The organism is Lactobacillus sp. CBA3605, from assembly GCF_002970915.1.
GTDB lineage: Bacteria > Bacillota > Bacilli > Lactobacillales > Lactobacillaceae > Lactiplantibacillus.
This window is the reverse complement of the sequence record NZ_CP027190.1, coordinates 1,127,651-1,152,744: the sequence shown is the minus strand read 5'-3', so window position 1 is coordinate 1,152,744 and position 25,094 is coordinate 1,127,651. Positions and strand designations below refer to the sequence as shown.

General features: G+C 43.2%; 27 protein-coding genes. 17 read left to right on the top strand and 10 right to left on the bottom strand.

Annotated elements, in window-relative coordinates; all coding sequences use genetic code 11:
* Positions 1-7: 7 nt before the first annotated feature.
* From C5Z25_RS05660 to C5Z25_RS05645, 4 genes are all read left to right on the top strand, one after another.
* Entirely contained in the window at positions 8-250 is a 243-nt protein-coding gene (locus tag C5Z25_RS05660; protein WP_105451747.1) for a hypothetical protein, read from the top strand.
* Between the two features lie 89 nt (positions 251-339).
* Positions 340-990 carry an endonuclease III domain-containing protein gene (locus C5Z25_RS05655; protein WP_105451746.1) on the top strand — a complete coding sequence of 217 codons (651 nt, stop codon included), beginning with the start codon at positions 340-342 and terminating at the stop codon, positions 988-990.
* Positions 991-1,051: 61 nt separating this feature from the next.
* Entirely contained in the window at positions 1,052-1,909 is an 858-nt protein-coding gene (locus C5Z25_RS05650) for an NmrA family NAD(P)-binding protein (protein WP_105451745.1), read from the top strand.
* Positions 1,910-2,000: 91 nt separating this feature from the next.
* Positions 2,001-2,444 carry a MerR family transcriptional regulator gene (locus tag C5Z25_RS05645; RefSeq protein ID WP_105451744.1) on the top strand — a complete coding sequence of 148 codons (444 nt, stop codon included), beginning with the start codon at positions 2,001-2,003 and terminating at the stop codon, positions 2,442-2,444.
* 53 nt (positions 2,445-2,497) lie between these two features.
* Here C5Z25_RS05645 and C5Z25_RS05640 read toward each other — a convergent pair whose 3' ends face one another.
* Positions 2,498-2,941 carry a hypothetical protein gene (locus tag C5Z25_RS05640; protein WP_105451743.1) on the bottom strand — a complete coding sequence of 148 codons (444 nt, stop codon included), beginning with the start codon at positions 2,939-2,941 and terminating at the stop codon, positions 2,498-2,500.
* 12 nt (positions 2,942-2,953) lie between these two features.
* Positions 2,954-4,378, bottom strand: coding sequence for a 23S rRNA (uracil(1939)-C(5))-methyltransferase RlmD (rlmD, locus tag C5Z25_RS05635; RefSeq protein ID WP_105451742.1), 1,425 nt, complete (start codon positions 4,376-4,378; stop codon positions 2,954-2,956).
* A gap of 406 nt (positions 4,379-4,784) precedes the next feature.
* Between rlmD and C5Z25_RS05630 the strand changes: the two genes are divergently transcribed.
* On the top strand, positions 4,785-5,978 hold the full coding sequence (locus C5Z25_RS05630) for a GGDEF domain-containing protein (protein WP_105451741.1): 1,194 nt from the start codon (positions 4,785-4,787) through the stop codon (positions 5,976-5,978).
* An 83-nt stretch (positions 5,979-6,061) separates the two neighbouring features.
* Here the strand turns inward: C5Z25_RS05630 and C5Z25_RS05625 are convergent, their stop codons facing one another.
* From C5Z25_RS05625 to C5Z25_RS05590, 8 genes are all read right to left on the bottom strand, one after another.
* On the bottom strand, positions 6,062-6,985 hold the full coding sequence (locus C5Z25_RS05625; RefSeq protein WP_105451740.1) for a DUF4097 family beta strand repeat-containing protein: 924 nt from the start codon (positions 6,983-6,985) through the stop codon (positions 6,062-6,064).
* Complete coding sequence (locus C5Z25_RS05620) at positions 6,969-7,604, bottom strand: DUF1700 domain-containing protein (protein WP_105451739.1); 636 nt, start codon at positions 7,602-7,604, stop codon at positions 6,969-6,971. The genes C5Z25_RS05625 and C5Z25_RS05620 overlap by 17 nt, the downstream gene beginning before the upstream one ends.
* A complete protein-coding gene (locus C5Z25_RS05615) occupies positions 7,601-7,918 on the bottom strand; it encodes a PadR family transcriptional regulator (RefSeq protein ID WP_105451738.1) in 318 nt (105 codons plus the stop codon). Before C5Z25_RS05615 ends, C5Z25_RS05620 begins: the two co-directional genes overlap by 4 nt.
* A gap of 166 nt (positions 7,919-8,084) precedes the next feature.
* Entirely contained in the window at positions 8,085-8,846 is a 762-nt protein-coding gene (locus C5Z25_RS05610; protein WP_105451737.1) for an amino acid ABC transporter ATP-binding protein, read from the bottom strand.
* A gap of 12 nt (positions 8,847-8,858) precedes the next feature.
* Positions 8,859-9,566, bottom strand: coding sequence for an amino acid ABC transporter permease (locus C5Z25_RS05605; RefSeq protein ID WP_105451736.1), 708 nt, complete (start codon positions 9,564-9,566; stop codon positions 8,859-8,861).
* 88 nt (positions 9,567-9,654) lie between these two features.
* Entirely contained in the window at positions 9,655-10,464 is an 810-nt protein-coding gene (locus C5Z25_RS05600) for a transporter substrate-binding domain-containing protein (RefSeq protein WP_105451735.1), read from the bottom strand.
* A gap of 172 nt (positions 10,465-10,636) precedes the next feature.
* Positions 10,637-11,446 (bottom strand): transporter substrate-binding domain-containing protein, encoded by an 810-nt coding sequence (locus C5Z25_RS05595; RefSeq protein ID WP_105451734.1) that lies wholly within the window; start codon positions 11,444-11,446, stop codon positions 10,637-10,639.
* A 365-nt stretch (positions 11,447-11,811) separates the two neighbouring features.
* Complete coding sequence (locus C5Z25_RS05590; protein ID WP_105451733.1) at positions 11,812-13,044, bottom strand: aminotransferase-like domain-containing protein; 1,233 nt, start codon at positions 13,042-13,044, stop codon at positions 11,812-11,814.
* 140 nt (positions 13,045-13,184) lie between these two features.
* On the opposite strand from C5Z25_RS05590, the gene C5Z25_RS05585 reads away from it, so the two are divergent.
* The 12 genes from C5Z25_RS05585 (at position 13,185) to C5Z25_RS05530 (ending at position 25,068) form a co-directional block, all read left to right on the top strand.
* Positions 13,185-14,087, top strand: a complete 903-nt coding sequence (locus C5Z25_RS05585; RefSeq protein ID WP_105451732.1) for a LysR family transcriptional regulator — start codon at positions 13,185-13,187, stop codon at positions 14,085-14,087.
* Between the two features lie 640 nt (positions 14,088-14,727).
* Entirely contained in the window at positions 14,728-16,011 is a 1,284-nt protein-coding gene (locus C5Z25_RS05580) for a NupC/NupG family nucleoside CNT transporter (RefSeq protein ID WP_105451731.1), read from the top strand.
* A gap of 281 nt (positions 16,012-16,292) precedes the next feature.
* A complete protein-coding gene (rsmG, locus tag C5Z25_RS05575; RefSeq protein WP_105451730.1) occupies positions 16,293-17,027 on the top strand; it encodes a 16S rRNA (guanine(527)-N(7))-methyltransferase RsmG in 735 nt (244 codons plus the stop codon).
* 17 nt (positions 17,028-17,044) lie between these two features.
* Positions 17,045-17,893, top strand: a complete 849-nt coding sequence (gene noc / locus C5Z25_RS05570; protein ID WP_105451729.1) for a nucleoid occlusion protein — start codon at positions 17,045-17,047, stop codon at positions 17,891-17,893.
* 2 nt (positions 17,894-17,895) lie between these two features.
* Positions 17,896-18,663, top strand: a complete 768-nt coding sequence (locus tag C5Z25_RS05565) for a ParA family protein (RefSeq protein ID WP_105451728.1) — start codon at positions 17,896-17,898, stop codon at positions 18,661-18,663.
* Positions 18,653-19,546 carry a ParB/RepB/Spo0J family partition protein gene (locus tag C5Z25_RS05560; RefSeq protein ID WP_105451727.1) on the top strand — a complete coding sequence of 298 codons (894 nt, stop codon included), beginning with the start codon at positions 18,653-18,655 and terminating at the stop codon, positions 19,544-19,546. The genes C5Z25_RS05565 and C5Z25_RS05560 overlap by 11 nt, the downstream gene beginning before the upstream one ends.
* Before the next feature lie 20 nt (positions 19,547-19,566).
* Positions 19,567-19,752 (top strand): DUF951 domain-containing protein, encoded by a 186-nt coding sequence (locus C5Z25_RS05555; RefSeq protein ID WP_105449229.1) that lies wholly within the window; start codon positions 19,567-19,569, stop codon positions 19,750-19,752.
* Positions 19,753-19,788: 36 nt separating this feature from the next.
* Positions 19,789-20,889 (top strand): redox-regulated ATPase YchF, encoded by a 1,101-nt coding sequence (ychF, locus tag C5Z25_RS05550; protein ID WP_105451726.1) that lies wholly within the window; start codon positions 19,789-19,791, stop codon positions 20,887-20,889.
* Positions 20,890-20,913: 24 nt separating this feature from the next.
* Positions 20,914-21,633 (top strand): DUF1129 domain-containing protein, encoded by a 720-nt coding sequence (locus C5Z25_RS05545; RefSeq protein WP_105451725.1) that lies wholly within the window; start codon positions 20,914-20,916, stop codon positions 21,631-21,633.
* Positions 21,634-21,792: 159 nt separating this feature from the next.
* The gene (guaB, locus tag C5Z25_RS05540) at positions 21,793-22,944 is read left to right on the top strand and encodes an IMP dehydrogenase (RefSeq protein ID WP_105451724.1); all 1,152 of its coding nucleotides are present in this window, start codon (positions 21,793-21,795) and stop codon (positions 22,942-22,944) included.
* 258 nt (positions 22,945-23,202) lie between these two features.
* Positions 23,203-23,892, top strand: a complete 690-nt coding sequence (croR, locus tag C5Z25_RS05535) for a response regulator transcription factor CroR (protein ID WP_105451723.1) — start codon at positions 23,203-23,205, stop codon at positions 23,890-23,892.
* Positions 23,893-23,907: 15 nt separating this feature from the next.
* The gene (locus tag C5Z25_RS05530; RefSeq protein ID WP_105451722.1) at positions 23,908-25,068 is read left to right on the top strand and encodes a sensor histidine kinase; all 1,161 of its coding nucleotides are present in this window, start codon (positions 23,908-23,910) and stop codon (positions 25,066-25,068) included.
* The last annotated feature ends 26 nt before the right edge of the window (positions 25,069-25,094 follow it).

The following is a 25,094-nucleotide window of genomic DNA, read 5'->3' as shown; positions in this document are numbered from 1 at the left end:
ATTTTGGATGAATAAAGAACGGAAATTAATTTACGTCATTTTAAATGATGAAGATGTCGAATATGATTTGGAAGAACTACCAACCGAATATGTGGTTTATATTCGCCAGCAAGCCGGCGATCCACGCGACTTACCGTTAGTAAATACTGAAATCCAAGACCTATTTAAGGATGCTGGCTTAGACTTTCAAGAAAAGGTCAAGCCAGAAAACCGCAAAGCCGATATTGTGTTAACGGTTAAACGGAGTTAATCAGCACTAACCTAATTAAGAAGCGAGCTTGGAAGAAACCAAGCTCCTTTTTTGATGACAGCAGTCAGTTTTGAGGAGGTGGATGACGCATGCAAGTTGTTGATTTATATCAAATTTTGACCACTAATTTAGGCCCTCGTCATTGGTTGGAACCCGGGGTGCCACCGGCTGAAACGCCTTGGGAGATTTTGTGGGGTGGCGTCCTGGTCCAAAATACGAATTGGCGTAACGTCGACTATGCCTTAGCTAATCTAAAGCAGGCTACCCAATTTCGACCACAAGCTATTTTAGCGTTGTCGGCCCCTGAATTAACAACGTTGGTTAAACCCGCTGGCTTCTATACCCGAAAAGTACCGACCTTACAAGCTTTAGCCACCTGGAGTAGTCAATATTCGTTTGATTTAGCGGCCATGCGTGCGTTACCGGCGGCCCGATTACGTTCGGAATTGTTAGCGTTAAAAGGGATTGGAAATGAGACAGCTGACTATTTTTCAATGTATGTTTTTGACCAACCAACGATTATTGTTGATACATATTTACGGCGATTATTCACGTGGCTAGGTCAGCCCTTACCGGCGCAATATGGCCGTGCCCAAGCCCTGATTGAAGCTAACTGGACTTATGATTTTGCTCAGGCTCGCGAATGGCACGCTCAGATTGTTGATTTTGGCAAACAAGTTAAAACGCCGGCGGATTTTCAGCAGTCCTTTTTGGGCGGGCAACACTTGCGTTTAAATTGACAAATTAGTGTAGCCCTGTTTTAATGTAACTAATAAGGTTACAAGAAAGGGTGCTGACCATATGAAATATACGATTACGGGTGCTACTGGAAAATTAGGTACGCAAATTGTGCAGGCTTTAATCAAGTTGGTTCCGGTGGAACAATTAAACTTAGGCGTACACACGTTAAGTAAAGCCAGGTCTTTTCAACAACAAGGCCTTACGGTGACGGCCATTGATTATCAAAAGCCTGCCAGTTTGGCAGCGGTTTTGACTGCGAGTGACGTTTTTATTTACGTCCCTAGTAAAAGCCATGATGCTTATAGTCGGGTTAGTGAATTTGAAAATGTCGTGCACGCCGCTGAAGTTAGTGGCGTTAAGCACCTCTTGGTGATGGGGTTTATTGCCGATCAAGTGAACAATCCGTTTGATTTATCCGCTTTTTATGGTTATGTTCCGCGCCGATTAGCGGCGTCACAGTTAGACTATACGATTATTCGTAATGCGTTGTACGCCGATCCATTGGTGCCGTATCTGCCTGAATTAATTGCTCGCAAAAATGTCATCTATCCGATGGGAGATCAGGCTCTGAGTTTTATTAGCCAAGCGGATAGTGCGGCAGCCTTTGCTAAAGTTGCGACGACGCCGCAACTCCTACAAACGGGTCGTATTTATACCTTAACGCAGGCACAAGCGTATACGATGCCGGCTTTAGCGACTGTCTTATCGGCAGTGAGTGGGCATAAAATTGGGTACCAGCCACTGCAATTAGCGGAATTTGCAGCGCTTTATAATCAAAATAACGAGGGGTCAATGTTAGCCTCCATGTATGCTGGTGGCGCGCAAGGTTTATTAAATGAGGTTAGTGCGGACTATGAGCTGATTATGGGGCAACCGGCGCAATCTTTGCCGGCTTTTTTACAAGCTAACTTGACTTAACGGCTTAAAAATTAACCGTAAATGCGTAAGTTCGCTGCCAATCCATGCTATAATTTAAGGTAATTATAGTTTCTGTGGAGGGGGCACCAGGATGAGTGATGGTATGCCAGATTTTCGTACGATGTTTCGACGTGGTCAATTGACGATTGGCATTAGTGAACTGAGTAAGATGACTGGTGTCTCACCACGCCAGCTACGGTATTGGCAAAAAAAGGGTTATATTATCCCTAAAAACCAAGATGAACCGGGACGGGCGCGAATCTATACGATGAAGATGGTGATTAAAGCAGCCGCAATGAGTAACTTGCTTGCAGCGGGTTATACGTTGAAAGCGGCTGCTACCCAAGTTGATGAGCGAATGCGGCCTGCGCAGACGATGTATCACATGATGTTTGATCGGTATCAAGGATTTGAAGTCGGTGATGATGGTCAGCTTATGGTTGATTTGGGTCCATTTGATCCTAATCCGAGTCAAGAGCTGTTTGTGACATTGGTTGATGATCAAGCTAAGTTTATTTTAAAAGCTAAAAAATAAAATTAATGATAAAAAACGTCGTTACGAGGAATGTCTCGTAGCGACGTTTTTGGTTAGTCCTGGATAAATTCAGTTAGAATACGTTGTGCGGCTCGACCATTGAAGTCATTGGTTTGTAATCGATCAAAGACTTGGGTCATAATCTGCATTAATTGGGCATCAGTTAACCCTTGTTCAGCTAATGTATTGAGTACCACCTGTAAGAGATCTAACGGTAATACTGGCCGTTTTTCAGGATACGCAGCAAAGAATTCTTGTACTGCTTGATCGTGTAAGCGCCAATAAACCGGATTCTTCGTATCGTCAAAAATAGTTTTTAATTGCGATAAAGCTGGTGATAAGGGAATGTTTTTCGCAATCAAGGTGGTTAAGCGGCCGTCCCTCGTTGGGAGTCGCACATCCGCAATATAATCTTTCAATAATAAAAAGTGGGTTTTAAAGGGTGGCCGTAAGGTACTGGTCATCGCTAATGAAATTTGACTATCAGCTGTTGCCATAACTGCAACTCCTTAGTGACGCTTGGTGAACCGGACGACCGCTTCACACCGCGCCGTTTGTGGAAACATATCAATTGATTGGATGTAATCAACTTGGTAACCGCGGGTCAATTGACGTAAATCTTGTGCCAAAGTAGATGGGTTACATGAAATGTAAACCAACTTTTCAGGGGCACTTTGTAAAATTGTATCAATTAAGACATCATCTAAACCAGTCCGTGGTGGATCAACGACCATCGCATCTGGTTCAAAACCACTAGCTAACCATTGTGGTAGTAAGGTTTCAGCAGCCCCAACGGTGTATTGTGCGTTGGTGATGTGATTGCGTTTGGCATTTTCGTTGGCATCGGTTACCGCAGCTGGAATCGTGTCCATTCCACGGACTTCGTAGGCAACGTCAGCTAAGGATAGGCCAATCGTTCCGACACCGGAATAGGCATCAACTAACGTTTCGTGGGGCGCTAAATCAAGTGCCGTACGGGTTAAGCTGTACAGCTTCTGCGTTTGTTCCGGATTCAATTGGAAGAAGGCGCGGGCGGATAACTCAAACGTTAGGCCATCGAGTTCTTCAGTAATGGTGGTCTTACCGGCTAACAATGTGGTTTGATCACCCCAAATTAGGGAAGTTTTACCAACATTAACATTTTGCATCACGGAAACGACCATCGGTAATTCAGCGGCGATTTTCATGAGTAATTGATGCTTTTTCGGCAATTTTGGTGTATTCGTAATCAGGACCAATTGAACGTCATCCGTGGCGGCGGCAGCGCGGACGACGATCGTCTTAACGATACCGGAATTACTAGCTTCGTCATAAATTGGTACGGCCAGTTCTTCAAGCCATTGAACGATTTTACGCATCACGATCATGGTCACGGGCATTTGGACGGAACAAGTGGGCAAATCGACTAAGTCATGACTATTTTCTTGGTAAAGGCCTGCAGCAACGTGGCCGTCAATGACACGCACTTGGAATTGCGCCTTATTACGGTATTCATAAGGATTTTCCATGCCGATTGTGGGACGAACCTCGTAATGTTGGTAACCGGCAGGCCGATATTTTTCTAAAGCCTGCCGAATTAAGTCTTGTTTAAAGCTTAATTGGGCCGGATAGGCGAGATGTTCTAATTCAAAACCCCCAACGTGACCTGCATAGGCGTCGCGGGGTTCAACGCGATCCGGGCTAGCCTGACGTAATTTGTGTATTTTAGCTTCTAAGTAACGCGGATGAACGGCAGTGACTTCGGCAACGACGACTTCATCTGGTAAAGCGCCTTTTACAAAAGTGATGACGTGTTTGTAATAACCGATTCCTTCACCGTTAATACCTAACCGGTGAATGGTTAACGGAAACCGTTGCCCAAGTTGAACCTCAGCTTGAACTTTTTCAGCTGGCCGGGTTCGGGGCTGAGAATGATGTTGATTAAATTGTGTCATATTAGCTTTAACTAACCTCGTTTTCTGTTGACTACGTTCACATTATTATAGCATGGTAAGGACCAGGGACCCAAAGTGTTTGGTTGGCAATAAGTTAAGGCTGACTTTGAGTGATAATAATTATAAACTAGCGACTGGTATGTTCCTGACGATTGATGCCACAAGTTCGAAAAATGAATTGTGCTAAAAAAAGTTTTGCCCCAAATAAATGTTCAAAACCAGGTTGCGTATAAATGGCTAAGTCCTTGATACGAATGCCTTTTTCAAGCAATAATTATTTTTAATTTGGGACTGTCCAGATTATGAAACCGTTTCTTTTCAGAAACAAGTGGTTAACATTCAGGGGGACTTCATGGTATTATTTAAAGGACAATTCCTTTGAACATAAGTGTCCGGAGTGATAAATATGCAACTAGATAAACTATTGAATTTGTTTGTAAATGATTTTTTTAATATGAAGACGGTCATTACGACCTTGATTACGACCGGGTTGATTACTATTATGACCCTATTAACTTATGGTTTAGAACAACGAGCAGTAAAAGTACGGCGTCGGCGATTTACTTTTTTAGTTCATGGAATTGAAGCCGGTAGCGTCGTCTTAAGCATGATCATATTGCGTCAGATATTTTGGACGGTTAACTCTGGCAGTGTAGTCAGTTGGTCATATGCGACGGCTCAACTAACGGTGTTACTTTTTAGTCTCTATACAATGCGAAATTTAGCGGTTGAAATCGTTAATATTTTAATGCCGATTTTTATTTATGCCCAAGGGATGTATATGGGCCATGGTGCCCATTTTGTAGCGGTTTTTATTATAATGACGGTCTTGTTATCTGGTACGATTATTTATATTTCGCACCATCGAACTAGCATGATGAACTCACAATGGCGGTACCTCGCTTTACAACTTGTTTATGGGGGGACTTGGTGGTTCATTATCTGGTCGGTGCATCGGTTTCAATTGGCGTACACGATTAATATATTAATCGTGTTTGTCGCTTATATGTGGATCGTGCGTTTTTGCGTGCAACGGGTTAGTCGCTTGATTGACCGTTTTACTCAACTGGATCAAAAAGCAAACTATGATGAATTAACGGGTGTTCGTAACCGATTTAGCTTTGATACAGTGACGCGCGAAGTTTTTGAGGTTTATCAAAAACGGACCAACGTGCCAGTGACGATGGCGATGTTTGATATTGACCATTTTAAGCAGTTTAATGATCAGTATGGTCATACGACAGGGGATGCGGTTTTAAAACACGTGGCACAGCATTTCGACCAATCCTTGTTCCAAGCTAAGACACGCGGGCAATTGTTCCGGTACGGTGGCGAGGAATTTGTAATTATTTTTCGGGGCCGTTCAGCAACAGATGCGCAACAGATTATGACCACAATTCGTGATAGTCTACAACGTACACCGATTGATTTTGAAGCACAAAAATTAATGGTGACGGTATCGTTTGGGGTTTCAGAATTACAGACAACGGATGTAACGCTTACGGATTGGTTTGAACGTGTCGATCAATACTTGTATCAATCGAAGACTGCTGGTCGTAATCGGATGACGATTGAAGGTCAAACGGTAACCTTATCGTAATTTACGCGAGCAACAATTTTAAAAGCCACACTAATCTGCTATGACTTAAGCAGATTAGTGTGGCTTTTTTGATGTACCGGTGGTTAAGCGGCAGTGACGGTAATGTCGCCATCGGTAGTGGTTAAGTCATATTGACTAGTGGCGTCGGTATGGACTTGGTAGTGGTGCTGGTCATCACTTTGCCAATCAAAGATTGAGAGGTCACCTTCACTGGTCGTTGCGTTAATGCCCACTTGATGAGGGGCCCGAACAGTAATATCGCCATCGGTAGCGTTAACCGTGAGCCGTTGTTGTACGTGATTATCGTGTAAGACGATATCGCCCTCATCACTACTAATGTGCCCACTTTTAAAGGTCGTTTGGTGAATGCTAATATCACCATCGGTTGTTTTAATACTTGAAGCGGTTTTGGTAAATTGACTTTTGGTAATATGAATGTCATCTGCTTCAGTCCCAATGGTTAAGCTGGGAGCCTGGACCTGATTGAGATGAACATCATCGGTTGTGTCTAACGTTAATGGTTGTGCCACGGTGACTTGATTCAGATTAACGGCCCCCTGACCACTTAGATTTAAGCGGTCGATGTTCAGATTACTCAGGCGCAAATTACCAACTTGATTAGCCGTTGCGGTGACGGTGGTTAACTTAGCAGCTTGTGGCAGCGTAATAATAGTCACATCACTCGCAGATTGTAGTAAAAATCCGGTCGTGTTAGTCGCTGTAGACTTGATAGTGACGTGGCCTTGATCAGTCGTAATCATTGGTCGATTATGACTAGTTGTGACTTGAATCTTAGTCGTGTCGCCACGCCGAATAATGACATTACTGGCAGTCGCTAACGTGATCGTTTTAATGGTTTTTGGATGATAGGTTCGCGTGGTCTGCTTTAACACGTGGAACCCATTTTGCCAATAAACGGACTGAATCCCATTATTAGCGATACCAAAGATAATGAGAATGGCACCTAGAATTAATAAGCAAAAGCCGATTTTAATGGTTTTTTTCATGACGTTGCCCCCTTTCTGCACGATTGCGGGTCACGAAACGTTGGTAGAGTCGCTGAATAATAGTTGAAACGCCTTGGATAATCAGGCCAATGAACCAGAGGACTAACGGTAGAATCAGCAATTCAATGCCAAGTAGTGCCAAGCCGATGCCCAGATAGAAGAGGGCGGTTCCTAGCGACTGCATAAAGAGGCCAATGCCGGCAGTAATCATGGTTAAGGCCAAGATAGTCACAGTGACAAAGCCCACAACGATAACGACGGCCATGGCGAATACCATAATAGCTAATGCTAGTAAGACGCCCAGAATGACTAATAATGCTGGAATCGTAATCGGTGTGGATAGCAGCGCTAAGATAACCCACCAGATTGTGCGCATCCCGGATTTAGATTTTTGATGTTTCGAGGTGTTGGCGTTGAGATTTTCATTGAAACGGATAGAATAATCGGCCAAAACCTTGCGGGCGAGCTGCTTCGGCGCTCCCAGTTCGGCGACGCAATCAGCATAGTTTTGAATGTCAGCGTCTAATAAATATTCGCGATAAAATTCGATTACTTCGTCTCGCTCATCCGCTTGTAATTGGACGAGTAAGGCGGCGAATTTATTTAGATAGTCTGTCATGAAGATGCTTCCCCCTTTAATAAAGTATTAATGGCTTGATTGTAAGTCTGCCAGTCTTGTTGAATGACGGCGAGTTGTGTCATCCCAGCGGCTGTAATCTGATAGTAACGCCGGTTACGACCCTGATAAGCTTGGTCATAAGTCGTGACCCATGCATTCTTTTTAAGGCGCCTCAAAACTGGATATAGCGTTGATTCAGAGACCGAAACGGATGCTTGTAGTCGTTGAGTTAAGGCATAACCGTAAAAATCTTCCGTCTGTAGCAGGGCTAAGACGCAGCCGTCCAACAGTTCGGAGCTAATTTGAATCGCCATCGCTATTCCTCCTGTTATATTATACGTCGTATAGTATCATTTGTTTAATAGTATAGCGTGACTGACAAAGTGCTGTCAAGGTTGGGGCGCTAAAAATTGTTGCTAACAAAAAAAGAGTATTGCAAGAAGTTAAAAAATTCTTGCAATACTCTTTTGCGACTAACTATTATTGATTAGCTTTATCAGAAATGGTGGTAAAGGTCATGGCGGCTAAGAAATCGGAAATTCGTTGGGTCGGTTCCTTGAAGAATTCGGTCGGAGTGCCATCAAATAAGATTTTACCGTTTTCAACGAAGAGAATCTTATCAGCAACCGCGCGGGCAAATTCTAAGTTATGCGTCACAATGACCATCGAGTCTTTTTCGCGGGCTAAGTCTAGCAGCACACGTAACACGCCGGCTTCCAATTCTGGATCCAAGGCACTGGTCGGTTCATCGAGGAGAATATACTCCGGATTCATCGCCAGCGAGCGGGCAATTGCGACACGTTGCTGTTGACCGCCTGAAAGTTGGCTGGGAAAGGCATCAGCTTTGTCAGCTAGCCCAACTCTAGTCAGCAAGTCGAGGGCTGTTTTTTGGGCAGTCGCTACGGGTTGTTTCAAAACCTGAATGGGACCCTCCATCACATTTTTAATGACGGTCAAATGTGGGAAGAGGTTATAGCTTTGAAATACCATCCCCGTTTTGCGGCGTAACGTTAAAATTGTTTTATTGGTCAGTGGTTTGGCGAAATCAATGGTTAGGTCATTGAAGTGATATTGGCCACTTTCAGGATGTTCTAATAAGTTAAGTGATCGTAACAAGGTTGATTTCCCGGATCCTGAAGGACCAACGATGACCGTGGTTTGGTGGGCCTTAAATTCAGTATTAATATCGATTAAAGCGGGATGCTCACCGAAAGTTTTATTGACGTGTTCAAATTTAATCACAGGTGATCCCTCCTAATTAATGGGGCTAATGTAACGCGAGGTCCGTTTTTCAAGATAGCCTTGTAAGCCACTAAGAATCGAGCACAAGACGGCATAAAAAGCGGCGACTAATGCGTACATGACCAAAGGTTGGTAGTTTTCAGCGGCAATTTGTTGACTCACTTCAAACATTTCAATAATGGTAATTGAGGCTGCCAGGGAAGTATCCTTGACTAGGCCGATAAAACTATTCGATAGTGGTGGCAACGAGACGCGAGCTGCTTGAGGCAAGATAATGCGACGTAAGACTTGCGGCTTAGTCATCCCGATGGAATAAGCGGCCTCCCATTGACCTTGTGAAATGGACAAGATTGAAGCTCGGATGGTCTCGGCACAATAGGCACCAGTATTGAGGGAGAAAGTCGTAATACCGGCTGTCCACGGATCAAGTTGAATCCCATTAGGAAAAAGTCCCTTGATTTTCAAGTATGGCAGGCCAAAGTAAACAATGAATAATTGCACTAATAATGGGGTGCTCCGAAAGAGCCAAACATAAAAGTAAGCAATGGCTTTCAGAATTGAAAACCAACCATGGCGAGGAGACAATTTAGTTAATGCGGTCAATACGGCTAAGATTAGGCCTAAGATAAATGAAATTAAGGCAATCGGGATTGTGTATTTTAAGCCAGCCAAGGCGATTTGAGGCGTTGAAGTAATAATAATGTGCCAAATGGATTCCATGCGGGACCTCCTGTGAAAATAAAATGTATGTATACGCCGAGAACTGGCTCGACGCTTTGGTGCAGTTGCGCTTAAAGCAAACTAATGGTTATTTGTTAGTGACATCAGCACCAAAATATTGTTTGGAAAGTTTCGTTAAAGTGCCATCTTGGCGTAACTCGCGAATCGCTTTAGAAACTTGTTTTTGTAATTTAGGATGTTTCTTAGTCACAATGGCCCCGATTTTTTGCGTGGCAATTGCGCTACCAGCACTAATTAAACGAATATTAGCGTTAGGCTGTTGCTTCAAGTAAGCATAGAAAGATTCGCCGGAGTTAATTGTTCCAGCAACACGACCTTGTTCAACGAGATCAATGGATTGTTGGAAGCCGTCAGTTGGTGTAATCGTGGCACCAAGGCGTTTGGCATCAGTGGCATTGTTACTAGTCGTCGTTTCAGCCACTTTTTGACCTTTAATATCAGTGATCTTTTTAATGGCTTTGTTTGATTTCTTAACAGCTAATTGTGACTTGGAATAGATGTAAGGTGTCGAAAATAAATATTTCTTTTCCCGTTGCTTATTTTGAGAAATATTATTAATGACGATATCATATTTATTGACATCTAAACCGGCAATCAAAGAATCAAATTTGGTTGGCACAAATTTGACTTTAACGCCCATTTTTTTAGCAACTGCGCGGGCTAAATCGACTTCAAACCCAGTCAACTTACCATCTTTACGATAACTATATGGTTTGAAAGTTCCTTCTAGACCCACGGTCAACGTCCCCGGTGTTTGTAAGCCAAGGTCAGAACTGGTACTGCTAGATTGGTTGGAACTATTACCACAAGCAGTTAAGACCACTGCCAGGGCTACCCCGAAAACGGCTAAACTTAGTCGTTTAATAACTCGTTTCATAATTTACTCAACACTCCCTAAATTTTTTAAACACTAGTCATATCATAATTGAAACTAGGTTAACTGACAAAAAATAAGCACTCTATTTATTATAGCGAACCACTTTCAATCATGATACCTAAAATTCACTGGGAATGGGCATTCTAAAAAAATAACAGGTAACGCGTTCAAGCTAAGGTTTGGTTACATCGCCACCAAAGTAGCGCTTTGAGAGTTTTGTGAGTGTGCCATCTTGGCGTAACGCCCGGATAGCGGTTGATAAGCGTTGTTGTAACTTGGCGTGCTTTTTAGTGACAATGGCGCCAATTTTTTGCGTTTTAATCGCGTTGCCCGCATCGATTAGTTTTAAATTCGCCGTTGGATTTTGTTTGAAGTAAGCATAGAAAGCTTCGCGTGAATTAATGGTTCCGCTGACCCGTCCTTGGGTCACGAGCGCAATTGATTGCTCAAAGCCATCGGTCGGGACGACGGTTGCGCCTAAACGCTTGGCATCAGCGGCATTATTACTAGTGGTTGTCTGGGCAACTTTTTGACCTTTGATTGCAGATAGTTGTTTAATTGTGGCATTCTTTTTAACGGCTAATTGAGATTTTGAATAAATGTATGGCGTTGAAAATAAATATTTTTGCTGACGCTGCGGTGTTTCTGCAATATCGTTAATGACGACATCATATTTGTTGACTGCTAAACCAGCAATTAACGCATCAAACTTAGTCGGCACAAACTTGGCCTTTAAGCCCATTTTTTTGGCAATGGCGCGACCTAAGTCAACTTCAAAGCCGGTTAATTGGCCGTTTTTGCGATAACTATAAGGTTGGAAGGTGCCTTCTAGCCCGATGGTCAAGGTACCAGCTTGTTGCAAATTCAAGTTAGTGGTTGCTCGGGTGGTCGTTGAATGTGATTTTTGACCACAGGCGGTGAGAGTGACTGCGAGTGTGAGGCCCAAAGCGATTAACCCTAATTTTTTGATCCATTTTTTCATTTTTACCACGACTCCTTAAGTAATTTTGACGACAAAAAAACAATCTTCCTAATAAAAGGACGATTGTTGATCGTGGTGCCACCTTTGTGCTTGAACCGATCACTCGGTCCAACTCTGTGAGTTAAGCTTAACTCGCGTACGTTAACGAGTACGACGCCGTCATCGGTTCACTAACGCTTACCGACACCATTTAGAGACCATCTTCGGTTAGGATTCAGGCTGCTTTTCATCACACCACAGCTCGCTGGACTGAACCAACTAACGTACTCATCTCATCAAAATGTTGATTAATTAGCATAAGCTTACCGCATTTTCTAATGATAGTCAAATCGTTCTCTCATAATCTAGTGAACTAGTCGTCATTATTAAAATTGAAAACTGGTTTTTAACCGTGGTTTAGTTGCGGTTACGGGCGCGGGTTGAAGTAACTGACCTAAGCGCTGAATGCCGGCTGTAATTGTCGTTGGGTCGAGACTAGTAAAATTTAGTCGGAGGCCGTTTTTAACGGTGCGACTAGCGAATTGACAAGCGGAAGGGACATAAGCGACGTGTGCTTGTGGTAAAACCACATCAGTTAACAATTGCTGAGCATCGATAGTTGTAGGCAACGTGACCCAGATGAAGAAACCACCAGCCGGGCGCGTATAAGTCACATTTTTAGGGAAGTAACGATCCAATGCTTGTAACATGGCGTCGCGCTTAACTTGGTAGGCTTGGTTCAGGGTTGCAATGTGCGCATCTAGATCATTTTGATCTAAGTAAGCATTAATCGCTGCCAAGGTCACATTAGGTGATTGGACATCGACGGCTGATTTTAACCCAACCAATTGGGCCATAAGTTCGTCGTCAGCAACTAACCAGCCGGTTCGTAAAGCTGGTGATAAAATCTTAGAGAAGCTGGAAATGAAGATCACCCGGCCTTCAGTATCATAGTGTTTGATAGCGGGAATGGCTTGTCCGCTGTAACGTAAGTCGCGATAAGGGCTGTCCTCTAAAATGATGACATCGTATTGATTAGCTAAGGCCACCATCGCCTGCCGTCGTTTAGCAGTGAGGGTCGTCCCAGTTGGATTATGAAAATCAGGAATCGTATAGATGAGTTTGATTTCAGGATGTGCTTTCAGAGTTTGCTGTAGCCGCCGCAGGTTCATGCCATCTTGATCGACTGGCACTTCATAGTAGGTAGGCTCGTAGGTGTCAAATGCAGCTAAGGCACCCATGTAAGTTGGGCCTTCAACGACCATGGCATCGCCATGATTTAAGAGTAATTTAGCAACCAAGTCGATGGCTTGCTGTCCGCCTTGAGTGAGCAAGATATTAGCGGCGGTCGTTGTCACGCTGGCCTGTTGTGCCATGCGCGTTGCTAACTTTTGTCGCAGCGCCAGCGGTCCTTGGGTGGATTGATATTGAAAAATAGCCGGTCCCTGCTGTTCAATTGCGTCATGATAGGCTTGTTGTAAAGCCTGCTCGGGAAATAAGCGGACATCAGGAAAACCGCCAGCAAAGGAAATGTTTTCCGGATTGGCGCTATTTTTGAAAATATTATCGAGATCAGTTGTGTCATTAGTTAAGACGCGGTTCGCAAATAGTTTTTTCATGATGTGGCCCCCACTTGAATTTTTTAAGTCGTCATTGTCTGGTTTGATTATTAATATGATAAAATGGGGAAGCAGTTAAGTAAAGCTCAACTTTTTCAATTATAAATGAAAATAATTCATCTAAGGAGCAAATCATCAGCATGGCAAATTTTGCGTATGAAGTTTTTGCAACCGTTGTGGCCCAAAAAACCTTTTATCAAGCGGCTGCGACCTTGAATGTGACCCCTAGTGCGGTCAGTCATTCTGTGAATCAACTTGAAAAGGCACTCGGCTTTCCTTTATTTATTCGTAACCGTTCGGGGGTTGAACTTACCAGTGACGGGCAACAAGTGCTACCTTATGTACAAGAAATCTTGAATACTGAAAGTAATCTGCGCCAAGTAGCTGATAATATTCAGGGGTTACATTCTGGCTCAGTTCGAATCGGTGGTTTCAGCAGTGTTTGTATCAATTGGTTACCCCGAATTATTCGACGGTTTAACCATGAATATCCCGATATTGAAATTTCGGTGGTCCAAGGAAATTTCAATGAAATTACTAAGTGGGCGAAGATTGGGACGATTGACGTGGGCTTCACGTCGCTACCCGTTAATGATAATTTATTAGCGCATGCTTTAATTAATGACCCCATCTATTGCGTGACCCCAGCCGGCTTTGTCCCCGCTAACGGTCGGTATATGACGAAGGCGGATGTCATGGATCAAAATTTTATTTTGCAGCAAAGCGATTATGACCGTGATACGAAGTTGGCTTTGGATCATTATCATGTGACGAATAACTTTTTACGGTTTTCGATTGATGATCAATCTATCATTTCGATGGTGGAATCTGGTTTGGGCATGGGAATTTTACCGAAGTTAGCGTTGAAAAAATTAACGGGGGACGTGAATACGTATCCGTTTGCGGAACCGTATAATCGTGAGATTGCGTTAGTTGCCAATAAAACACAGGCCACAGCGCCTTCAACTGCAATGATGATTCGGGCCATCAAGCAGTTTTTGACGACTGAATATCCCACCGAAATGCTGTGGCAATCGCATTAGTTAATGAAGTCATGAATTAAGTGCGCTAATTTCCAATCGTTAAAGCAGTCGGTTTGCCAGGTGATTGAAACGACCTGACGATTAGTTGTTACCTGTGGTTTGAAGGCAACTTGACTAGCTAAAACGCTGCTTGGATTCAACGACTATTAGTAAGACTTTAAGGTTTGCTGAAAGCATCGTGATCGTCGCAACTGGCGCAAAAAAATAAAGGTACCCAAGACCGTAGTCTTAGATACCTTTAAAGCAATCAGTTCAGTGCTCCAAGTAGAGCAGAGACTGATGCTTTAAGCTTACGATTGGTACTCAAAAAGCATCACCCCCTTTCGTTTTATTGCTTGTAGCTTACGCCCATCTAAGCGGTGGGTCAACTAATTGGTTCGGTGACTGATAAAACGCGGTATAATAGAAGTCCTTGGCAGGGGCTCGTCATCAGTTCAGTTGATGATTGGGTTTTAATGGGCGACTTAATGATTCTTAAGTTAAGTCGCTTTTTCGCATGGCTTTATCAGGCAATTCCTTAATGATTCCTTAAAATTTAGCTACCATAACGTTAGCTAAAATGGTAAATTAATAAAGGTAGTTTTTTCTTAATTGTTTTTTATTGGTTTGACAACATCTATAGGGAAGAAGGAATATTCACATGGTATTTAACTTGGTGGTTAATATTATTGGGATTGTGGTCTTTATTGCAATTGCCTACGTATTCTCCAAGCAAAAACACGCGATTCATTGGCGTTCAATCGGTGTTATGTTGGTTTTAGAATTATTGTTAGCATGGTTCTTAACCGGTTCACAAGTTGGGGTTGATGCGGTTAAAGCAGCAGCCGATGGGTTTACTTGGCTGGTTGATGTTTCATACGATGGGATTGCATTTGCATTGGCTAGTTGGGTCAACGTTAAACAAATGGATTTCGTTACCAGTTCACTGTTACCAATTTTATTAATTGTGCCATTATTTGATATTTTGACATATATCGGCGTTTTACCATGGATTATTAAATGGGTCGGTCGTGGTTTGGCTTATATTACGGGTCAACCAAAGTTCGAATCATTCTTCGTTGTTGAAATGATGTTTTTAGGTAATACCGAAGCGCTTGCTGTTTCACAGTTACAACTAAAACAGATGAAAGCGCAACGTAACTTAACCATTGCGATGATGTCGATGAGTTGTGTAACTGCCTCTATTCTGGGTGCTTATATTAAGATGATGCCTGGTCAATTTATTTTGACGGCGGTGCCAATGAACGTCTTAAATGCGGCTATCATTACGGCCATCTTAAATCCAGTTGATGTGAAACCAGAAGAAGATACCATTGCCAAAGTTGGTAGTAGTGCTGCCGTTGAAGAAACGACGGCAACGACCGCAACTAGCGGCTCTGAAACCTTGGCGGATGAACAAGTTCAAGCAGCTAAGCCAGTGCGCGAACCATTCTTCTCTTTCTTAGGTGATTCAATTCTTGGCGCTGGTAAGTTAATCTTGATTATCGCTGCCAACGTCATTGCCTTTGTGGCTTTAGCGAAGTTAATTGATAAGTTGTTAGGTTTAATTAACACGAACCTCTCACTTGAAAATATCTTTGGGGTAATCATGTTCCCATTTGCCTGGTTACTGGGTTTCAATGCCCACGATGCCTTCCAAATGGCCTCTTACATGGGGACCAAGTTGGTCACGAATGAATTCGTGGTCATGGGTGAAGTTACGGGTAAAGTTAACGATTTTGCCCCCCATTTTAGAGCAGTCTTAACGGTCTTCTTGACATCATTTGCCAACTTCTCAACAGTTGGGATGATTATTGGGGCGTTCAAGGGGATTGTGAGTCGTGAAAAGAATGACTTGATTTCACGTAACGTGGGCTATTTGCTGTTATCTGGGATTTTAGTTTCCCTCTTGTCAGCCGGCGTAGTTGGGTTATTCGTTTGGTAAGCAACTAAATATAAAATAAACGATAGACGACTTTTCAGTAACTAGCTGAAAGGCCGTCTATTTTTCTGAAAATTTGATAAAATGCAGTGGTAAAGATGTAAAAAAATCAGTTCTAGCTAAATGAAGCAAAATCGTGATTTTTCAAGGGTTACACGGGGTAATAATCCAAGCTTGAGCATTGATTTTGCCTTGATTTTAAGTTAAAGTTATGAGGTGACGTGAAACATTCAAGTTGTTTCACAACTGTAAGGCAAATGCGACCTTAATTAAGGAGCTTTTTCATGAATCCAGAAGAATTTAAACAAGCTTTGGCGAGTCACGACATTAGACTAAGTGATCAGCAGATGGCTCAATTTGCAATGTACTTTAAGTTGCTGATTGAAACCAATCGCCAATTTAATTTAACGACGATTACAGCGCAGCCCGAAGTGTATTTGAAGCATTTTTATGATTCAATTACGCCTGCTTTTTATGTGACAGCATTGCGGGAACAACCGCTAACCATCTGTGATGTTGGTGCGGGTGCCGGTTTTCCGTCATTGCCACTAAAAATCGTTTTCCCTCAGTTACAAGTGACGATTGTGGATTCGTTAAATAAACGGATTAATTTTTTACAACAACTCATCAGTGCTTTGGGATTAAGCGATGTGCAAGCTTTTCATGATCGGGCTGAAACCTTTGCGGGCAAAAAATCCGGTCATCGCGAGCAATATGATTTAGTCACCGCCCGAGCGGTGGCCCGCTTGTCGGTGTTAAGCGAATTGTGCTTGCCACTTGTGAAAGTCGGTGGTCAGATGGTGGCGTTAAAGGCTGCTAATGCCCGGACGGAAACGGCCGAAGGTGCTTATGCGATTCAACAATTAGGTGGTCAGTTAGTACGTGATGAAGCGTTGACTTTACCACAAACGGGTGATCTGCGGCATATCATTATTGTAGATAAAAAGCGGCCCACGCCTAAACGCTATCCACGTAAGCCGGGGACGCCTGCTAAACAGCCGTTAACGGCCCATGACTAAAGTGGGAGGTAATTGAGATGGCATTTTCCTTATTCGGTGGTAATCGTGATAAAAATAAGGATGCTGAAGCAGCTAAGCCCCAGCAACAAATCGTGCAGATTCCGGTGACGGCAATTGTTCCAAATCGGTTTCAACCACGGCAAGTTTTTGATGCGGCTGGGATTGATGAATTAGCAGCCACGATTGCGGCACATGGGTTATTGCAACCGATTGTATTGCGAGAATATGAACCTAAAAAATACGAAATTATTGCTGGTGAACGGCGTTTTCGTGCGATTTGTTCCTTACATTGGGCCCAAGCACCAGCAATTATTCAAAAAATGGATGATGGCGAAACAGCTTCAATGGCGTTGATTGAGAATTTACAACGCCAAGACTTAACGGTCATTGAAGAAGCGACGGCTTACCAAGAGTTAATGAAGTTAAATACGTTGACCCAAGCGGCACTGGCTAAAGAATTAGGTAAAAGCCAATCGTTTGTGGCGAATAAGTTGCGGTTATTAAAGTTAGCGCCAGCTGTGCAACAAGCTTTATTAAAACGGCAACTCAGCGAACGGCATGGTCGGGCCCTCTTGAATTTACCAGTGGACCAACAAGTCACCGTGTTAGCTCAAGTGCTGGACCAGCAGTTAACCGTTAAAGAAACGGAACAATTGGTGCAAAAAATACAGTTGCCACCAAAACCAAAACAAAAACGACCGCGGGGATTAACGGGAGATACCCGCATTGCGGTCAATACGATTAAAAAATCAATTAAGATGGTGACGGCCGCTGGCTTGTCAGTGCAGTCGCACGAAGAAGACACTGGCGACAGTTACCGTATCACGATTGAAATCCCGAAAAATCAAGCAAGGGGTGGTCAATAATTATGGGAGCCGTAATTGCACTCGCCAACCAAAAAGGTGGCGTTGGTAAGACGACGACAAGCATCAATTTAGGTGCAAGTCTCGTAGAACAAGGTCAAAAGGTACTATTAATTGATACGGATGCGCAAGGAAATGCGACGAGCGGCTTAGGCATCCAAAAATCAACGATTGAACATGAAATTTATGATGTCTTAATTAATGATACCCCAATTAAAGATACGATTATTCCAACGAGTCATGAAGGCCTGGACATTGTGCCAGCCACGATTCAATTATCGGGAGCCGAAATTGAGTTAACGCCAATGATGGCCCGTGAAACCCGTTTACGGGATGCCATTGATGATGTCCGGGACGCTTATGATTTTATTCTGATTGACTGTCCACCTTCGCTAGGCTTGCTAACAATCAATGCCTTTACGGCTTGTGATTCAATCTTAATTCCTGTTCAAAGCGAGTATTATGCTTTGGAAGGGTTAAGCCAATTATTGAATACCGTTAAGTTAGTTCAAAAACACTTTAATCGACAACTTCGAATTGAAGGCGTGTTATTAACGATGTATGATGCCCGGACCAATCTAGGGGCCCAGGTTAATGAAGAAGTTCGAAAATACTTTAAGGATGCCGTTTATAAGACGATTATTCCCCGCAACGTTCGGTTATCAGAGGCGCCAAGTCATGGTCTCTCCATCGTTGATTACGATATTCGTTCAAAGGGTGCCCAAGTATACTTAGCATTAGCAAAGGAAGTGTTGGCGGCTCATGGCAAGTAAAGAAAAAGCGCAAAATAAAGCGTTAGGCCGTGGCATTGATGCCTTGTTTGCCGACGTTGATGAACCAACTAATGAAGAAATGGTTGCGGAACTCGCTTTAACTGATATTCGAGTTAATCCGTATCAACCACGGCGAAAATTTGATGCGACGGCTTTAAAGGAACTCGCCAGTTCGATTGAAAAGTCAGGGGTCTTTCAGCCCATCATTGTCCGGCAACCGGATGCTGAAATTCAAAAGTACGAGTTAATTGCTGGTGAACGCCGTTTTCGCGCCTCAAAATTAGCTAAGCAGAAGACTATTCCGGCAATTGTGCGGGATGTTACTGAGGCTCAAATGATGGAAATTGGGGTTTTGGAAAATCTGCAGCGTGAAGATTTAACTGCGTTAGAAGAGGCTGAAGCGTATGCGTCATTGATGGATAAGCTCAAGTTAACTCAAGCAGAAGTCTCAAAACGACTCGGTAAAAGTCGGCCCTATATTGCCAATTATCTCCGATTATTGGGCTTGCCAACCGGGGTTAAACAACTGATTCAAAAGGGCCAGTTGTCCATGGGGCAGGCGCGGACGTTATTATCTTTAAAAGATAAGACCCAGCTAGTCCCATTGGCTAAAAAAGCGATTAAAGCGCAATTAACGGTCCGTCAGTTAGAACAAATTGTGGCCCGCTATAATGGTGAGCAAAAGCAGGCGCCTAAATCGGTGGTCGTTAAAAAATCACCGTATATTCGCGCTAGCGAGGAACAATTGCAAGAAAAGTTTGGGACGGCAGTTTCCATTCAAACGAAGCAAAATAAAAAAGAACAAGGTAAAATTGAAATTCCGTACTTATCAAATGATGACTTGAGTCGGATTTTAGAAATTTTACAAATTGATTTAAATTAAGCCTTAAAGGAGCATTGCACATGTACGATTTAGGTGATATTGTCGAAATGAAAAAGGCGCACCCCTGTGGGGTCAACCGTTGGGAGATTACCCGGATGGGCGCTGACATTAAGATTAAATGCACGGGCTGCGGTCATATCGTCATGTTGCCGCGCCGTGAGTTTGATAAAAAAATGAAAAAGATGCTCGAAAAGAAAGCCGACTAAGCTTAATTATTTTAAAAGGAAGAGTGAATAATCAATATGGCACTTACAGCAGGTATCGTTGGGTTACCAAACGTTGGTAAATCAACATTATTTAACGCAATTACGAAGGCGGGCGCCGAAATGGCCAATTACCCGTTCGCGACCATTGATCCAAATGTTGGGATGGTTGAAGTTCCTGATCAACGCTTAGATCGTATTCAAGCGGTTATTCCCGCCAAGAAAGTCGTTTCAACGACCTTTGAATTTACAGACATTGCTGGGATTGTTAAGGGCGCTAGTAAGGGTGAAGGTTTAGGGAACAAATTCCTCGAAAACATTCGCCAAGTTGATGCGATTGTCCACGTTGTCCGGGCCTTTGATGATGATAATATCACGCATGTGACTGGTAAAGTCGATCCTCAAGATGACATCGAAACGATTAACTTGGAATTAAGCTTGGCTGATTTAGAGACTGTTGACAAACGTTTGGCTAAGGTTCAACGTGCAGCCAAGGGGAGTGATAAGGAAGCTAAAGCTGAATTGGCCGTGCTTGAAACCATCAAGCCGGCGCTTGAAGCTGGTAAGCCAGTGCGGTCGTTAACCTTCAATGAAGATGACCAACTCATTGTTAAAGGCTTGTTCTTACTGACGTCAAAGCCAGTGCTATATGTTGCTAACATTGCTGAAGATGATATGGCTGATCCTGAAAGCTCAAAATATTATCAAGTTGTGGCAGATTATGCTAAAAAAGAAGGCGCCCAAGCAATTGGCGTTGCTGCTGAAACCGAAGAAGAAATTGCTGAACTTGATGATGATGACAAAGCGGACTTTTTAGCCGCTGAAGGTGTTGAAGAACCCGGCTTGAATCGGTTAATTCGGGCTTCTTATAAGCTCTTAGGCCTGGAAACGTTCTTTACCGCTGGTGGCAAGGAAACACGGGCTTGGACCTTTAAACGCGGAACGAAGGCGCCTCAAGCAGCTGGGATTATTCATTCTGATTTTGAACGTGGGTTTATTCGGGCCGAAGTAATGTCGTTTGCTGACTTAGATGCAGCCGGCAGTGAAGCCAAAGTCAAAGAAAATGGTAAGCTACGACTTGAAGGTAAAGACTACGTCATGCAAGATGGTGACATCGTCGAATTCCGATTCAACGTCTAATTAAGCCAAGAGGGGGAACTATTCGTGAGTGAATCATCGAAAGAACCACGGAATGCGCAAGCGGGTGCTAAGCAAATCCAAGCAGCCGAACAACCATTACGTGATGCAACGGAATTAACGAAGCGTAACGACGAATACATGCGTCAAATGCGCAAGTCCTTGAGTGCCACAACTTTATCAAGTGACAAGCAGAAAGCTGCCTTGGATGAGATGCTAGCGACGTTGCTAGCTGAACAACACAAAGGGACAACTGCGCGTCAATTATATGGCACAGTCCAAGAACAAACTCAGGCCATTATTGACGGGCCTAAGAAAGATCCTGCTGATCAAGCTCACGCTAATTACTGGATTACGGCGTTGGATAATGGATTGATGTTATTCATGATTTTCTGTTTGATGTATGGGGCGATTGGGTTCTTTGGATCCAATGCAACCAAGGGTTCAGCCGGTGCCAACGGGATTACGGCAATTGTCGTCACGTCGGCCATTGGTGGTCTTGGGGTAGCGAAGTTATTTGAATATTTGGCACCAGGTAAAAACAAAAAAGTTGCGATGTGGCGTAAGATTTTATGGTCCGTCATGGCAGTGATTGTTTGGATGTTAATCTTTACGACTGCTGCTTCGTTACCAACGAACTTGAACCCAGCCTTGCCAGCCATTGTTTATTTGGTTATGGCAGTGATTGTCTTCTTCCTTCGGATGTGGTTGAAGCGGCGTTACCATATCACCACGAGTTTATTTTAGTTAAATACAGCGTTTAAGTTAAAACGGATTCGAGAAAATCGAGTCCGTTTTAAGCCATCTAAATGAAAAATTGCTGAAAATGCAAGTTTCACCTTGCATTTATGGTGATGTTTTGTTACCTTTACAGATAAAAATAAAACCACAAGGAGCTAACATTCAATGTCTAATTGGGATACAAAGTTTGGAAAAAAGGGTTATACGTTTGATGATGTCTTATTAATTCCGGCCGAAAGTCACGTTTTACCGAATGAAGTCGATTTAGGTGTAAAGTTGGCTGATAATTTGCAACTTAATATTCCAATTCTCAGTGCGGGGATGGATACGGTCTCTGAATCAGCCATGGGGATTGCGATGGCTAATCAAGGCGGTTTAGCAGTTATCCATAAGAACTTGAGTGTTGAAGCGCAAGCCGCTGAAATTAGCAAAATCAAGGCTGTTGAAAAAACGGCTGAACATCCACATGCCGCTGTTGATGCGACCAACCATTTGTTGGCCGTTGGTGCGGTTGGGGTGACCAGTGATACGTTTGATCGGGCCGAGGCATTGTTTGCGGCTGGTGCTGATGCGATTGTCATTGATACGGCGCATGGGCATTCAGCTGGGGTTTTACGGAAGATCAAAGAAATTCGGGCACACTTCCCAACTCAAACCTTGATTGCTGGGAATGTCGCTACTGCTGAAGGAACCCGGGCGTTATTTGAAGCTGGGGTTGACGTGGTTAAAGTTGGGATTGGCCCTGGTTCAATTTGTACGACGCGGATTGTTGCCGGCGTTGGTGTGCCACAATTAACCGCCATCTATGATTCAGCGAGTGTTGCCCAAGAATATGGGAAGACAATCATTGCTGATGGTGGGATTAAGTATTCTGGTGATATCGTTAAGGCCTTAGCCGCTGGTGGTAACGCCGTGATGTTAGGTAGCATGTTAGCCGGGACGACCGAAGCCCCTGGCGAAGTCGTCTTTGACGACGGTCGGCAATATAAGTTCTATCGTGGTATGGGTTCTGTTGGCGCAATGTCACAGGCGCATGGCTCTTCGGACCGTTATTTCCAAGGTGGCGTGAATGAAGCTAACAAGTTAGTGCCAGAAGGGGTTGAAGGCCGCGTGCCATTTAAGGGTAGTGCGGATGATATTATCTTCCAAATGCTTGGTGGCTTACGTTCCGGGATGGGCTATGTCGGTGCCAAAAACATCGATGCCTTAATCCAAAATGCCCAATTTGTTGAAATCTCTGGTGCGGGCTTGCGTGAATCGCACCCACATGAAATTCAAATTACTAAGAATGCCCCTAACTATTCTGTTAACGGGTAATTAACTAAACTAGCCAGTCTTTGATTGGTTCAAGTGGGCTCAATTCAATGATGAATTGAGCTTTTTTGCTGGGCATTGCTAATGAAGCACAGTCTTATTTTCGGCAACTTGATTAATAAGTTAAGTTGCGATAAGGGCGCTGGCGTCAATGATTAACCCGAACAATCTTTGCGTTTTCTCTAAATAGCACCTTGAATACCCCGTTGATTAATACTTTTTGGTAGAATATAAATAGAATTAATATGAGGAGAAATTAATATGAAAATTTTGGTAGTCGATGACGATAAAGAAATTGCGCAACTATTAGAGATTTATATCAAAAATGAAGGTTACGAACCAATCAGTGCTTATAACGGGAAAGAAGCCCTGACGAAACTAAATACGAATCCGGATATTGCACTGATGATTTTGGATATTATGATGCCGGAAATGGACGGGATTGAAGTCATTAAGGAAGTCCGTAAAGACTCTCAGCTACCCATCTTAGTGTTATCCGCTAAAACTGGCGATATGGATAAAATTCAAGGCTTAATTACTGGGGCCGATGATTACGTGACAAAGCCATTCAATCCGTTAGAAATTATGGCACGGGTCAAGTCATTGCTACGGCGGTCTGAAAACAATGTGACGACTAATGAACCGGATATTTTAGACATCGGGCCATTGACGATTAATAAAGATTCACATGAAGTCAAGACACTGACTGGCAAGGATATTCAATTAACTGCCTTGGAATTTGGCATTCTATATCTCTTGGCTAGTCATCCTAACCGGGTCTTTTCAGCGGATGATATTTTTGAACGAGTTTGGCAACAAGAGAGTATTGTATCTGCCAAAACGGTCATGGTCCATGTGAGTCACTTGCGCGATAAGATTGAAGAAGCGACAGATGGAGAAAAAGTCATTCAAACTGTCTGGGGCGTTGGTTACAAGATTGAATCACGTTAAGAGCGAGGTTAACTTTTGAAATTAACAGGACGTGAAAAAAGTGAATTGTTCTTTGAAGGAGTAGTGACCGTTATTTTGCTACTCCTTTTAAACTTGTCAATTGTGGTGTTGATTAATAGTGCGATTGCGCATAATCCCGGGTTACAAAGTGGTATTTTTCAGATAAAGCGTTCGATTAAAATCGGACCGACGAATTATCAATTATGGAGTTATGAAAATCTATTTATTGCGCTAATGGTCATTGCGGATGGGTTTGTCTTATATTGGCGGCTCATTCGGCGCTATAAGCAAATGCAATTGCGGCATATTATCAGTGAGTTACATTATATTGCCGCAGGGCATTTTGATCATCGGATTAATTTTAATTTGACTGGTGATACGCAACGGGTGGTTGAAAGCGTGAATGCCCTCGTTGATTCTGCGATTCATTCAATGGATGAAGAACGTGAAATCGAACGGTCGAAAGATGCGCTGATTACCAATGTGAGTCATGATATCCGGACGCCGTTAACGTCAATCATTGGGTATCTTGGGTTGATTGAAAATCACCAGTATCAATCGGAAGCTGATCTGATAAAATATACGCACATTGCCTATACTAAGGCGACACAGATGAAGTCCTTGGTGGAAGATTTATTCGAGTACACTAAGGTTCGACAGACTGAAACGCCCCTGAACATTAGCCGGTTGAATCTAACTGCGATGCTAGAACAATTGGCGGCTAGTTTTGAGTTGGAAGCTAATAAGAAGCAGCTCACGATTAGCGTTGAAACGGGGTCAGCACCTATTTATCTGGAAGCGGATGCGGAAAAATTAGGGCGAGTCTTTAATAATTTGATTACGAATGCGTTTAAATATGGTGATGGGGCTAAAAAAGTTATTTTACAAGCGGAACAACGCGGTCCAGAAGTAGTGGTTCACGTCACTAATGATGGTAAACGCATTCCAGCCGATTCTTTAGGCCTTTTATTTGAACGATTTTATCGGGTCGAGGAATCACGGTCTAAAGCGACTGGCGGTTCGGGGCTAGGCTTGGCGATTGCGCAAAGCATTGTCACGCACCATGGTGGCTATATCTATGCGCAAAGTGATGACGAATTAACGAGTTTTGTGATGCATCTCCCGGTTAAGCATGATCAACCATTGACGAAAACTAAGCAAAAAATCACGAATTAACTTGTTTCGAGTACCATTATTATTTA

Bases quoted from the DNA above. Each gene is read 5' to 3' on its own strand.
- C5Z25_RS05660 (WP_105451747.1), top strand. From the start codon at position 8: ATGAATAAAGAACGGAAATTAATTTACGTCATTTTAAATGATGAAGAT.
- C5Z25_RS05655 (WP_105451746.1), top strand. From the start codon at position 340: ATGCAAGTTGTTGATTTATATCAAATTTTGACCACTAATTTAGGCCCT.
- C5Z25_RS05650 (WP_105451745.1), top strand. From the start codon at position 1,052: ATGAAATATACGATTACGGGTGCTACTGGAAAATTAGGTACGCAAATT.
- C5Z25_RS05645 (WP_105451744.1), top strand. From the start codon at position 2,001: ATGAGTGATGGTATGCCAGATTTTCGTACGATGTTTCGACGTGGTCAA.
- C5Z25_RS05640 (WP_105451743.1), bottom strand. From the start codon at position 2,941: ATGGCAACAGCTGATAGTCAAATTTCATTAGCGATGACCAGTACCTTA.
- rlmD (WP_105451742.1), bottom strand. From the start codon at position 4,378: ATGACACAATTTAATCAACATCATTCTCAGCCCCGAACCCGGCCAGCT.
- C5Z25_RS05630 (WP_105451741.1), top strand. From the start codon at position 4,785: ATGCAACTAGATAAACTATTGAATTTGTTTGTAAATGATTTTTTTAAT.
- C5Z25_RS05625 (WP_105451740.1), bottom strand. From the start codon at position 6,985: ATGAAAAAAACCATTAAAATCGGCTTTTGCTTATTAATTCTAGGTGCC.
- C5Z25_RS05620 (WP_105451739.1), bottom strand. From the start codon at position 7,604: ATGACAGACTATCTAAATAAATTCGCCGCCTTACTCGTCCAATTACAA.
- C5Z25_RS05615 (WP_105451738.1), bottom strand. From the start codon at position 7,918: ATGGCGATTCAAATTAGCTCCGAACTGTTGGACGGCTGCGTCTTAGCC.
- C5Z25_RS05605 (WP_105451736.1), bottom strand. From the start codon at position 9,566: ATGGAATCCATTTGGCACATTATTATTACTTCAACGCCTCAAATCGCC.
- C5Z25_RS05600 (WP_105451735.1), bottom strand. From the start codon at position 10,464: ATGAAACGAGTTATTAAACGACTAAGTTTAGCCGTTTTCGGGGTAGCC.
- C5Z25_RS05595 (WP_105451734.1), bottom strand. From the start codon at position 11,446: ATGAAAAAATGGATCAAAAAATTAGGGTTAATCGCTTTGGGCCTCACA.
- C5Z25_RS05590 (WP_105451733.1), bottom strand. From the start codon at position 13,044: ATGAAAAAACTATTTGCGAACCGCGTCTTAACTAATGACACAACTGAT.
- C5Z25_RS05585 (WP_105451732.1), top strand. From the start codon at position 13,185: ATGGCAAATTTTGCGTATGAAGTTTTTGCAACCGTTGTGGCCCAAAAA.
- C5Z25_RS05580 (WP_105451731.1), top strand. From the start codon at position 14,728: ATGGTATTTAACTTGGTGGTTAATATTATTGGGATTGTGGTCTTTATT.
- rsmG (WP_105451730.1), top strand. From the start codon at position 16,293: ATGAATCCAGAAGAATTTAAACAAGCTTTGGCGAGTCACGACATTAGA.
- noc (WP_105451729.1), top strand. From the start codon at position 17,045: ATGGCATTTTCCTTATTCGGTGGTAATCGTGATAAAAATAAGGATGCT.
- C5Z25_RS05565 (WP_105451728.1), top strand. From the start codon at position 17,896: ATGGGAGCCGTAATTGCACTCGCCAACCAAAAAGGTGGCGTTGGTAAG.
- C5Z25_RS05560 (WP_105451727.1), top strand. From the start codon at position 18,653: ATGGCAAGTAAAGAAAAAGCGCAAAATAAAGCGTTAGGCCGTGGCATT.
- C5Z25_RS05555 (WP_105449229.1), top strand. From the start codon at position 19,567: ATGTACGATTTAGGTGATATTGTCGAAATGAAAAAGGCGCACCCCTGT.
- ychF (WP_105451726.1), top strand. From the start codon at position 19,789: ATGGCACTTACAGCAGGTATCGTTGGGTTACCAAACGTTGGTAAATCA.
- guaB (WP_105451724.1), top strand. From the start codon at position 21,793: ATGTCTAATTGGGATACAAAGTTTGGAAAAAAGGGTTATACGTTTGAT.
- croR (WP_105451723.1), top strand. From the start codon at position 23,203: ATGAAAATTTTGGTAGTCGATGACGATAAAGAAATTGCGCAACTATTA.